Below are 10,356 nucleotides of genomic sequence, written 5' to 3'. Positions count from 1 at the left end.
GCATGCGAACAACCTGGAGTCGGTGTTGACCTATGAGGGCACCAGTGAGGTGCACCAGTTGATCATCGGCCAGGCCGTCACCGGCGAGTCGGCCTACCGGTGACCGATCAGGACTCCGCCGGAGCCCTGGCGGGCGTGCGCATCGCCGACTTCAGCAGGGTGCTCGCCGCGCCGTACGCCACCATGCTGCTCGCGGACCTCGGCGCCGAGGTGATCAAGGTCGAGCGGCCCGACGGCGGCGACGAGACCCGGGCCTGGGGGCCGCCGTGGCACGAGGGCGAGTCGACGTACTTCCTGTCGGTGAACCGCAACAAGGACACCGTGGTGATCGACCTGCGCACCGAGGAAGGGCAGGGACAGGCGCGGGACCTGGTGGCCTCCTGCGACGTCCTGATCGAGAACTTCCGGACGGGCACGATGGAGAAGTTCGGCCTCGGGTACGACGACCTGGCGGCAGAGCACCCCGGGCTCGTCTACTGCTCGGTGACCGGGTTCGGCTCGGGCGCGGGCGCCGACCTGCCCGGCTACGACCTCGTGGTCCAGGCCGTCGGTGGGCTGATGAGCTTGACCGGTGACGCGGACTCCGGACCGATGAAGGCCGGTGTCGCACTGGTCGACGTGATCACCGGGCTGCACGCCACGATCGGGATCCAGGCCGCCCTCGTGCACCGGGCCGGCTCCGGTGTCGGGCAGCGGGTCGAGGTGAACCTGCTGTCCTCGTTGCTCTCCGCGCTGACCAACCAGGCCTCGGCACACGTCACGACCGGGGCTGTGCCGAAGGCGATGGGCAACAAGCATCCGAGCATCGCGCCGTACGAAGTGTTCGCCACGGCCGACCGTCCGCTGGCCGTCGCGGCCGCCAACGACAAGCTGTTCCGCAACCTGGCCGTCGCGCTGGAGCGTGACGCCCTGGCCGAGGACCCGCGCTTCGCGACCAACTCCGCGCGGGTGGCGCACCGTGACGTGCTCGTCGCCGAGCTCGAGGACCGGTTGCGCGAGGAGTCCGCCGACCACTGGTTCGCCACCCTGTCCGCGTGCGGGGTTCCGTGCGGGCCGATCAACGACCTCGCCCAGGCGGTGGCGCTGGCCGAGTCGCTGGGTCTCGACCCGGTCGTGGAGGTCGGCGGCCCGGGGCGGAGCAGTCCCGTCCGTCAGGTGGCGCACCCGATCCGGATGTCACGGACGCCCGCGACGTACCGCGTCGCGCCACCCGTCCTCCCGGTGGCGCCGGGGGAGTAGGCAGCCGATCAGGCCCGGTCGTCGGCGATCAGACGGTTCAGTGCGGCGGGTACGTCGAGCACCGAGCCGATCGCCGCGACCCGGGCGCCACTGTCACGGGCCAGCCGCTGGGCCTCGTCATCGTCGTCCGCCGGGGCCAGGATCACCAGCTCGTCGAGGCCCCGGGCGACCCGGGTGACGTCGGCGTCGTCGGTGTCGCGGCAGTCGGAGAGCAGGAGCACCACCCGACGCCGGGCCCGGGCGCCGGCCAGCTGCACCTGTGCCTCACGCAGCGCGTCGGCCAGGGCGGTCGTGCCGTGGCCGCGCAGGGCGAGGATCCGCTCGACGGTCCGGGTCGGCGTGCTGGCATCCGCGATCCGCTTCAGTGCGGTGGTCCTGGCCGCGAACGCCAGGACGGCATGCTCCTCGGGGGCGAACGTCAGGCACGCGGCACCGGCCACCGCGGCCGTGGTCAGCCGGGCACCGTTCATCGATCCCGAGTGGTCGATCACCAGGCACAGGGCCAGCTCCGGTCGCGCCCAGTCCACCGCCGACATCTCCTCGAGCGAGGGCATCCGCGCCTCCGCGCGGGCCCCGACGATCGCATCCATCGAACGCTCGATGTCAAGGTCGCCACTGCGATGGGCCGGCACCGTGCGAGGTCTCGAGACCCCGCGGTTGCGCGGGATGCCGCGACGGGTCTGGTCGAGGATCAGCCGCGGTGCCAGGCGGCGTACGGCGGCCCGCAGGCCCTCGTCCGTGGCGTGCGACATCTCGACCAGCAGCGTCAGGGTGTCGTCCGGGTCGTTGCGCAGGGCGTCGTCGAGCGCCTCGAGGTCGAGCTCGCCGACCTCGGGGGAGAGCTCGGCGAACGTCGGGAACTTGTCGAGCTCGGCCCGCCCGGTCGTGCGCGGCGCCGACTTGCGCTGACGTGACTCCGGGGTGCTGGACGCTGGGGGTGAGCCCGCCGACGGCGGCGGGCTCAGGGTTCCCCCGGCGACCCCGGGGACGCGTCGGAGTCGGAGGCCGGGTCGCGGTCCGACTCGCTCGGTTCCGCACCGAAGACCGCGACGTACAACGCGGTGACGACCTGCTCGGGCGTGCGGTCGCAGCCGTCGTGCAGTCGGATCCGTCCGGACAGCGCGGCCTTGGCGGCGGCCAGCCCGACGTGCCAGTCGTCGGTGGTGGTGCCGCGCAAGCGGGCCAGCTCGACGGACAGGCGGGCGACGTCGATCGCGCCGCGCACCGACGACCCGAAGCGGATGTCGTCGTGGTCGCGCGTGCTGCGGACCAGCTCGACGACCCGGGCGCGCCAGGTCGGGTCGATGTCGCGGGTGCGCAGGCCGACGATCTCCTGCTCGGCCTCGGCGGTCTGGTAGTCCATCGAGATGCGGCAGGTGCGGTCGTAGAGCGCGCCCGAGACCCGCGCCGTACCGACCGCGTCGAACGGGTTCATCGCCGCGACGAGGGCGAAGCCCGGCGCCGCCGCGACCCGACCCAGGCGGGGCACGGTGATCTCGAGCTCGGACATCGCGGTCAGCAGGACGTTGAGGGTCTCCTCCGGGATCCGGTTGAGCTCCTCGACGTAGAGCAGCCCGCCCGTGCGCATCGCCTCGAGCAGCGGCCCGTCGGCGAAGATGTCCGGCACGTAGCCCTTGGTCAGCACCAACGCCGGGTCGAAGTGACCGATCAGGCGCGCCGGGGTGAGTTCGGCGTTGCCCTCGACCATCACGAAGGCGATCCGGCGCCCGGTCGCGACCTGCCGCAGCAGGGTCGACTTGCCGGTCCCGGGCGGCCCCTCCAGCAGCACGTGGGCGCCGCTGAGCAGGGCCGCCTCGAGCAGCTCCGCCTCGGCGGCGCGCTCGATGACCTCCGTGGGTCCGGCATCGGCGGCCGGGCCCACGGAGGACGTCTGTGTCACGGGAAGCGCCACCTCAGTCGTGGCTGTGGACGACGACGCCGCGGACGTTCTTGCCGGCGAGCAGGTCGTCGTACCCCTCATTGACCTGGTCGAGCGTGTACGTGCGGGTGATGATCTCGTCGAGCTTGATGTCACCGCTCTGGTAGAGCCCGAGGATCCTGGGGATGTCGGTCGTCGGGTTGCAGTCGCCGAACAGGCTGCCCTTCAGCGACTTGCGGAAGAGCGTCATGATCGAGCCGGGCAGCTCGATGGTCTGCTCCTCCAGCTTGTTGAGGCCGGTGAGCACCACCACGCCACCCTTGCCGACCGCGTTGAAGCCACCGGCGACGATCTCGGAGGTCATCAGGCCGGGCGTGAGGATGGCCGAGTCGGCCATCTGGCCACGGGTCATGTCGGTCAGCGCCTCCATGGCCTCGTCGGTGCTCGCGAAGCTGTGCGTGGCGCCGAGCTCCATCGCCTTCTCGCGCTTGTTCTCCAGCGGGTCGATCGCGATGATGTTCTTCGCTCCGGCGAGACGCGCGCCCTGGACGGCGTTGATGCCGATGCCGCCGACACCGACGACAAGGACGGTCTCGCCGGCCTTCACGTTCGCCGTGTTCACCGCGGCACCCCAGCCCGTGGGTACGCCGCACCCGACGAGAACCGCCTTCTCGAGCGGCAGGTCGTCGTCGACCTTGACGCACGAGTTCTGGTGGATGACGCCGTACTGGCTGAACGTGCCGAGCATGCACATCGCGCCGTACTCACCGCGGGGGCCGGTGATCGGGAAACGCTCGCCGGGCAGGTAGCCCTCGAGGATCGTCGCGCCCATGTCGCAGATGGACTGCTGGCCGTTGGCGCAGTAGCGGCAGCTGCCGCAGTTCGGGATGAAGGAGCAGACCACGTGGTCGCCCACCTTCACGCGGGTCACGCCGGGGCCGACCTCCTGGATGATCCCGGCGCCCTCGTGCCCGAGCACCATCGGCAGCCGGGCCTCGAGGTCGCCGTGCGCGACGTGTACGTCGGAGTGGCACAGGCCGGCGTGCGTGTACTGGATCAGCACCTCGCCCTCGCGCGGCTTGTCAAGGGTCAGCTCCTCGATCTCGATCGGCTTGCCGGCTTCGATGACGACTGCGGCCTGGGTCTTCATGGGGTTCTCCTCGGGGCTGGGTGGTCCTCTCACCGTCGCACCCGTCGCCGCGGCCGGGTGTTCAAGAACTGGACAGCCAACCCTTCTCCAACCGGCGCATGATGTCGTGACGGAAGTCACAGATCCTGGAAGGGCACGACACGATGTCGCAGAGCGCAACGACGTACGACGAGGTTCCCGGCGCCCGCCCGGACATCGCCGCCTCCTGGCGCCGGGCCAGCCTGGCCGGGGTCGAGCACACCGGCCCCTTCGTCCGCCTCGTCCCGCGCGACATCGACCACAACAGCTCGCTCCTGGTGGGCGCCGGCCCGGTGCTCGACCAGCTGGAGACCAGCCTGACCGGCACTGGCTTCTCGACGATCCTTGGAGACCGCGAGTGCCGCATCGTGAGGCGCTGGGACGACGACGCACGCACGCGGGACAGCCTCGACGCCCTCAACATCCGTGAGGGTGCCAGCATGCTCGAGGACACCATCGGGACCAACGCCCTCGGCACGGTCTTCGAGACCCGCCACCCGGTCCTGATCCACGGGTCGGAGCACTTCGTGGAGACCCTGCGACGGTTCAGCTGCTACGGGCACCCGATCCGGCACCCGCTGACCCGCCGGATCGAGGGCGTCCTCGACATCTCCGCCCTGGTCGCGACCGCCAGCCCACTGCTCCCGCCGATCATCGCCCGCGCGGTGCATGACATAGAGCAACGCCTCCTCGGTGGCAGCCGCATCTCGGAGAAGAGCCTGCTGGCTGCCTTCCAGGAGGCCTCGGGGCACTGCCGTGGCGCAGTCCTGGCCATCGGCGAGGACGTGGTGATGAGCAACCAGGCCGCCTCGGACCTGCTCAGTCCCTCCGACATCGCGCTGCTGCGGGTGCTCGCGGAAGATCCGCCGACTCGGGGTGGCAGCGCCCTGCGCCTCACCCTCGAGACGGGCCGCTCCGCGGACGTGACGGTCACCCCGGTGCCGGGTGCCCGACGCGGCGTGCTGCTCAAGGTGGTCGAGCACGCGACCGGGCCGCACCTGACCCCGGCGGCCATCTCGTCCTCCGGCCATCCGCGGGCCTCGGCTCCGACCCTGGTCTCGGGCCCGCCCGGCAGCGGCCGGTCGACCCGGGCCCGCGCGCTCGCCGCCCTGCCGACGAAGGTGCTCCGTGCAGCGACCGCCCTCCTCGAGGGCGAGGTCGCGTGGGCGAGGGACTTCGAGAGTGCGATGAAGCGCACCGTGGGGTCGGTCGTCGTCGACGGGATCGACCTGCTCAGCGACGAGCTCCTCGACCTCGTGATCGAAGGGGTCGACCGGAGGCCCCGGCCGCAGGTGATCCTGACCAGTGGTCCTGTCGACTCGTTGACCGGACGGGCCGTCAACCTGGCCGGCACCGCGACCGTGCGCGAGGAGCTGGCCCCGCTGGGGTCACGACGCAACGAGATCCCGGACCTGGCCACCTCGATGATTCGTGACGTGGCCGCCAACGACTCGGTGCACCTGACACCCGGGGCCCTGCACGCGCTGACCGCGCACGACTGGCCCGGCAACCTGCGTGAGCTGAAGGCGGTGATCGGTCACGCGGTCTCGCGCCGGTCGTGCGGAGGGATCGCCCTGACCGACCTGCCCGAGGGCTACCGCCTGACCACCCCCGCCCGGCAGCTCACCGCCCTCGACCGCGCCGAACGCGACGCCATCGTCGTCGCACTGCGCGCGGCCGGCGGGAACAAGGTGCAGGCCGCGCGAGAGCTCGGCGTCTCGCGGACGACGCTCTACGCCAGGATCCGGCAGCTGCGCATCGAGCAGTACTGAACCCTGGGTCGCCGACACCTGTCCAGAGACTGAACATCTGACGTGTCGATCCGTGGTCAGGCTGGGAGCCCGACATCCCCTGTCCCTCCCGAGGAGTGCCATGACCGTCATCGCAGACGTCGAGACCGATCTCGACCGCACCCGCTTCTTCATCAACGGCGAGTGGGTCGACCCGATCGGCTCCGAGAGCCACCGCGCACTGGAGGCCGCCACCGGGGAGGCACTCGGCACGGCGTCGCTCGGCACGGACGCCGACATCGACCGCGCGGTCAAGGCCGCCCGGGAGGCGCTCGACCACGGCCCCTGGGGTCGTACGACGGCCGCCGAGCGTGCGGCGTACATGCACAAGTTCGCCGACGCCCTCTCGAAGCGGGCCGAGGCGACCTCGACCCTGGTCAGCCGCGAGAACGGCATGCCGATCGGGCTGTCGACCGCCTTCAACGGCGCTGCCCCGGCCGGCCTGCTGCAGATGTATGCCGAGCAGATCAAGACGATGGACCTCGAGGAGGTCCGGCCCAGCGCGTCGGGCTCGACGATCGTGCGACGCGAGCCGGTCGGCGTGGTGGGCGCGATCGCGCCGTGGAACTACCCGCAGGTGCTGGCGATGATGAAGATCGCGCCCGCCCTGGCCGCCGGTTGCACGATCGTGCTGAAGCCGTCGCCCGAGACGGCGCTCGACTCCTACGTGATGGGTGACGCCGCCCAGGAGGCCGGGCTCCCGCCCGGCGTGCTCAACATCGTGCTGGCCGACCGGGAGGCCGGCGCCTCGCTGGTCTCGCACCCGCTGGTCGACAAGATCGCCTTCACCGGCTCCACCGAGACCGGTCGGATCATCGGCGCGGAGTGCGGCCGACTCATCCGCCGGATGACCCTGGAGCTGGGAGGCAAGTCGGCGGCGATCTTCCTCGAGGACGGCGACGTCGACACCTTCCTCGGCGGCATCGGGATGGCGTCGTTCATGAACAACAGCCAGACCTGCACGACGCAGTCGCGGATCCTCGCGCCGCGTTCCCGCTACGCCGAGGTGGTCGACGCCCTGGCCGGCTGGACGAACTCGCAGACCGTCGGCAACCCGCTGGACCCGTCGGTCACCATCGGCCCGATGGCCAGCGAGAAGCACCTCGAGCGCGTGCTCGGCTACATCGACGTGGCGAAGAACAGCAACGCGCGCCTGGTCTCCGGTGGTGGTCGCCCGCAGGACCAGGACCGCGGCTGGTTCGTGCAGCCCACCGTCTTCGCCGACGTCGACAACCACGACCGCCTCGCCCGTGAGGAGGTCTTCGGCCCGGTGATGGCGGTGATCCCGTTCGACGACGACGCCGACGCGGTGCGGATCGCCAACGACTCCAACTACGGCCTGGGCGGCTCGGTCTGGAGCACCGACGAGGGGCGCGCCCTCGACGTCGCCCGCCAGGTGCGCACCGGCACGATCGGGCTGAACTACTACAACCTCGACCTCGGTGCGCCGTTCGGCGGCATGAAGGACTCCGGGATCGGGCGCGAGATGGGGCCCGAGGCGATCAACCCGTACCTCGAGTACAAGTCGATCTACGCGAGCGCCGACCACCTCGAGGGCTGACCCTCCGCCGGCGACGACGCCTCCTTCTCCGGGTCCTGCGGGCGCCCGTATGCTCGCGGGACACCGGAGAAGGAGTGTGCGTGACCCTCGACGTCGACGGCGACCTGTTCGACCTCGCCAACTCGCTCGCGGGACTCCTCGGTGCCCCCGTCACCATCGAGGACCGCGACACCATCGTGATCGCCTACTCCGGCGGCAACCAGGACGTCGACGAGGCGCGGATCGGCACGATCCTCGGCCGCCAGGTGCCGGTGCGCTACCGCGAGGCGATCGCCGCCACTGGTGTCTTCGAGAAGCTCCGGACGTCGGACGACGTGATCACCGTCGACCTCCCGGAGGAGCACATGGTCTCGCGCGCCGTGATCGCCGTACGCGACGAGGGCCGGCTGGCCGGCTCGATCTGGGCGGCCATCCCCGGCGGGCCGTCCGCGGCCCAGGCCGAGATCCTCCGCGCAGCCGCACCCGTCGTGGCCGGCCGGCTGCGCGCCGAAGCCTCCCGGGCGGACCGCAACCGGCGTGAGCGGGTCGCGCTCCTCGACACGCTGCTCGGCGGGGGCGAGGAGGCCGAGGCCGTGGCCGCCGACCGCACGATGCGCGGCGACTGGGCGGTGGTGACGATCCGGAGCGCCGACGACGAAGCGCTCCACCAGGCCGCCGGACCCTTGACGCTGCACCTGGCCGCCATCGCGCCCGGCGCGCTCAGTGCACCGCAGGACCGCAGCATCCGCGGTGTCCTCCCGGCCGGCTCGGCGGCCCGCATCCTCGGCGACTTCCTGCGTCGCTTCGGGGCCCGCGACCGGCTGGCGGTCGGCATCGGTACGCCGGTGGGCCAGGTCGCCGACCTTCCCGAGTCACGGGTGGTCGCGGACCAGGTTGCCGACGCGCTCGTACGACGCGGACGGGTCGGCGTGGTCGCCTCGCTGGACGACGTGTTCGCCGACGTGCTGGTCGACCGGCTCGAGGGTTTCCTCAACCTGCACAGGCGATCGAGCCCGTTGACCCGGCTCGCCGAGCACGACCGCACGCATGAGGGCGGGCTGGTCGACGCGGTCCGCGCCTTCCTCGACACCGGCGAGATCAGCACGGCGGCCGAGGCGCTGACCGTGCACCCGAACACCGTCCGCAACCGCCTGCGCCGGGCCCGCGAGGCCTGCGGCGTCGACGTCGGTGACCCGGCGGTCCGGCTGGCGCTGATGATCGACCTGCGCGTGGTCCGCTGAGGTCGGTCCCGGCGTGACCGATCAGTCGATGACCGTGATGCGTCCCGCGTAGTCGGACGCGAGCCTGGCGTACACCTCGGCGACGTAGTCCTGCCGGATCAGCAGCTGATCGGTGCGCAGGCGCTTCGCGTGCACGGGAAGGTCGGCTGGCGCGAGCTCGGCCAGGCTGGTCAGCGCCGTCGAGTAGTGCCCCACGACGCCCGCCGGCAGCAGGCGGGTCTCCACCGGGACCAGCTCGAGGGGGACGTCGAAGCGGACCACGTCGCAGGTCTCGCTGATCGCCGCCAGCTTGTCGACCGGCTCGCCACGGTGCGCCACGTAGAGCGGCCGGCACCCGGGGTGCAGCTCGCGGGCCGTGTCGATGAGCTCGCGCGCCACCTCGAGGGCGAGCGGCGCGTCCATCAGCCTGACCCGGGCGAAGCCCTGGCCCACGACGAGGACGAGCGAGGAGGACCGTCGCAGGTCGCGGTAGCGCGACTTGAGCCAGGTCCATTCGTTGGCGAGCACGGTGTCCCCGGGCGCGGAGCGCAGGGACTCGGCCATCGAGGTGAAGAACGTGACGTCCGGCTGCGGCATGAAGCCGTCGCGCTCGGCCGCCTCGGTCCACTCGAGGGGTTCGAAGCCCCCCTGCGACCGGTCGATGGCCAGTGTCGACGCGCCGTCGTCGAGCACCACGACGTCGGAGCCGGTCCGCCCGAGCAGCGACGCGACCCGCCACCCGGAGGTGTCGCGGTAGTCGCCGATGACCACCGTGTCGACCGTGCGCTCGTTGCGGGCGATCGCGACCATCTCCTCGGCCACGGGTCCGGTGCTCGGTCCGGGCTTGCGGAACCCGGTCGACTTGCGCAGGTGGAAGGTGAAGCCGCGCAGGTGCATCAGCACGTTCATCGTCGGCCGCAGCATCGACGGGTCCTCCTCCTGCATGGGCAGGAAGACGGTGCCCTTGGTGATGCCGTGCTCGCGGACGTACTCGAACAGCCCGAGGGCCTGGTACGGCGAACCGATCACGGCCAGGATGGAAGGCGTCACGCAGCGGGCCTCAGGTCCGGTCGACGGAGTCGTCGGTGCCCAGGGCGACGTACCGGTTGAGGGCCGCGATCCCGGTCTCGATCTCCGCCTTCCTGGTGTCCTTCGACCACGTGGTGACGTTGCGGGACAGCGCGGTGACCGCCCTGGACTGGGCGGTGGTGTCCTTCGACAGGGCGGTGACGCTCTTCGAGACCTTGATGACGCGGCGGTCCGCGGAGGCGACTGCCCGTTCCGTGGCGGCCAACCGGGCCGCGGACTGGCGGGCGTAGCGCATCTGCTGGAGCAGGCCGAGGATCCCGAGAACCACGAGGATCCCGAGGAGTGCACCCACGGCCAGGTCGCCCAGGGCCTCGACGGCCACGGCGGAGACGACCACGACGGCGAGCGCGGCGATCGCCAGGATTGCCAGCCGTTGCTGCCTGTGGGCGCTCATCGCGGGCTCGAAGCGGCGGGGGTGGGAATCACGCGGA

10 protein-coding genes are annotated in these 10,356 nt (G+C 71.5%); 5 read left to right on the top strand and 5 right to left on the bottom strand.

Annotated features, from left to right (window positions below):
• Nucleotides 1-99: 99 nt before the first annotated feature.
• Entirely contained in the window at nucleotides 100-1,239 is a 1,140-nt protein-coding gene (locus ASD30_RS25255; RefSeq protein WP_056688900.1) for a CaiB/BaiF CoA transferase family protein, read from the top strand.
• Between the two features lie 8 nt (nucleotides 1,240-1,247).
• Here the strand turns inward: ASD30_RS25255 and ASD30_RS25250 are convergent, their stop codons facing one another.
• Entirely contained in the window at nucleotides 1,248-1,991 is a 744-nt protein-coding gene (locus ASD30_RS25250; protein ID WP_082564174.1) for a VWA domain-containing protein, read from the bottom strand.
• Here ASD30_RS25250 and ASD30_RS26820 point away from each other — a divergent pair.
• Entirely contained in the window at nucleotides 1,983-2,153 is a 171-nt protein-coding gene (locus ASD30_RS26820; protein ID WP_156388551.1) for a hypothetical protein, read from the top strand. The two genes, ASD30_RS25250 and ASD30_RS26820, sit on opposite strands and share 9 nt — an antisense overlap.
• 47 nt (nucleotides 2,154-2,200) lie before the next feature.
• Here the strand turns inward: ASD30_RS26820 and ASD30_RS25245 are convergent, their stop codons facing one another.
• Nucleotides 2,201-3,139 (bottom strand): AAA family ATPase, encoded by a 939-nt coding sequence (locus ASD30_RS25245; RefSeq protein ID WP_056689004.1) that lies wholly within the window; start codon nucleotides 3,137-3,139, stop codon nucleotides 2,201-2,203.
• A gap of 13 nt (nucleotides 3,140-3,152) precedes the next feature.
• On the bottom strand, nucleotides 3,153-4,268 hold the full coding sequence (locus ASD30_RS25240) for an NDMA-dependent alcohol dehydrogenase (RefSeq protein ID WP_056688893.1): 1,116 nt from the start codon (nucleotides 4,266-4,268) through the stop codon (nucleotides 3,153-3,155).
• Nucleotides 4,269-4,411: 143 nt separating this feature from the next.
• Between ASD30_RS25240 and ASD30_RS25235 the strand changes: the two genes are divergently transcribed.
• The 3 genes from ASD30_RS25235 (at nucleotide 4,412) to ASD30_RS25225 (ending at nucleotide 8,857) form a co-directional block, all read left to right on the top strand.
• A complete protein-coding gene (locus ASD30_RS25235) occupies nucleotides 4,412-6,058 on the top strand; it encodes a sigma-54-dependent Fis family transcriptional regulator (protein ID WP_056688890.1) in 1,647 nt (548 codons plus the stop codon).
• A gap of 100 nt (nucleotides 6,059-6,158) precedes the next feature.
• Entirely contained in the window at nucleotides 6,159-7,637 is a 1,479-nt protein-coding gene (locus ASD30_RS25230; protein WP_056688887.1) for an aldehyde dehydrogenase, read from the top strand.
• 80 nt (nucleotides 7,638-7,717) lie between these two features.
• Entirely contained in the window at nucleotides 7,718-8,857 is a 1,140-nt protein-coding gene (locus tag ASD30_RS25225; RefSeq protein ID WP_056688884.1) for a PucR family transcriptional regulator, read from the top strand.
• 21 nt (nucleotides 8,858-8,878) lie between these two features.
• Here ASD30_RS25225 and ASD30_RS25220 read toward each other — a convergent pair whose 3' ends face one another.
• Both ASD30_RS25220 and ASD30_RS25215 read right to left on the bottom strand, forming a co-directional pair.
• The gene (locus ASD30_RS25220; RefSeq protein ID WP_056688880.1) at nucleotides 8,879-9,886 is read right to left on the bottom strand and encodes a hypothetical protein; all 1,008 of its coding nucleotides are present in this window, start codon (nucleotides 9,884-9,886) and stop codon (nucleotides 8,879-8,881) included.
• 10 nt (nucleotides 9,887-9,896) lie between these two features.
• The gene (locus tag ASD30_RS25215; RefSeq protein ID WP_056688877.1) at nucleotides 9,897-10,319 is read right to left on the bottom strand and encodes a hypothetical protein; all 423 of its coding nucleotides are present in this window, start codon (nucleotides 10,317-10,319) and stop codon (nucleotides 9,897-9,899) included.
• Between the last annotated feature and the right edge of the window lie 37 nt (nucleotides 10,320-10,356).

The sequence above is a fragment of the Nocardioides sp. Root140 genome (assembly GCF_001426745.1).
In the GTDB taxonomy this organism is placed as follows: domain Bacteria; phylum Actinomycetota; class Actinomycetes; order Propionibacteriales; family Nocardioidaceae; genus Nocardioides.
Note: the sequence above shows the minus strand (reverse complement) of the source record. Positions and strands in the feature narration are given on the sequence as shown.

What these genes read in the sequence shown, in the direction of transcription:
- ASD30_RS25250 (WP_082564174.1), bottom strand. Translation starts at nt 1,991, where the DNA reads ATGTCGCACGCCACGGACGAGGGCCTGCGGGCCGCCGTACGCCGCCTG.
- ASD30_RS25240 (WP_056688893.1), bottom strand. Translation starts at nt 4,268, where the DNA reads ATGAAGACCCAGGCCGCAGTCGTCATCGAAGCCGGCAAGCCGATCGAG.
- ASD30_RS25235 (WP_056688890.1), top strand. Translation starts at nt 4,412, where the DNA reads ATGTCGCAGAGCGCAACGACGTACGACGAGGTTCCCGGCGCCCGCCCG.
- ASD30_RS25230 (WP_056688887.1), top strand. Translation starts at nt 6,159, where the DNA reads ATGACCGTCATCGCAGACGTCGAGACCGATCTCGACCGCACCCGCTTC.
- ASD30_RS25215 (WP_056688877.1), bottom strand. Translation starts at nt 10,319, where the DNA reads ATGAGCGCCCACAGGCAGCAACGGCTGGCAATCCTGGCGATCGCCGCG.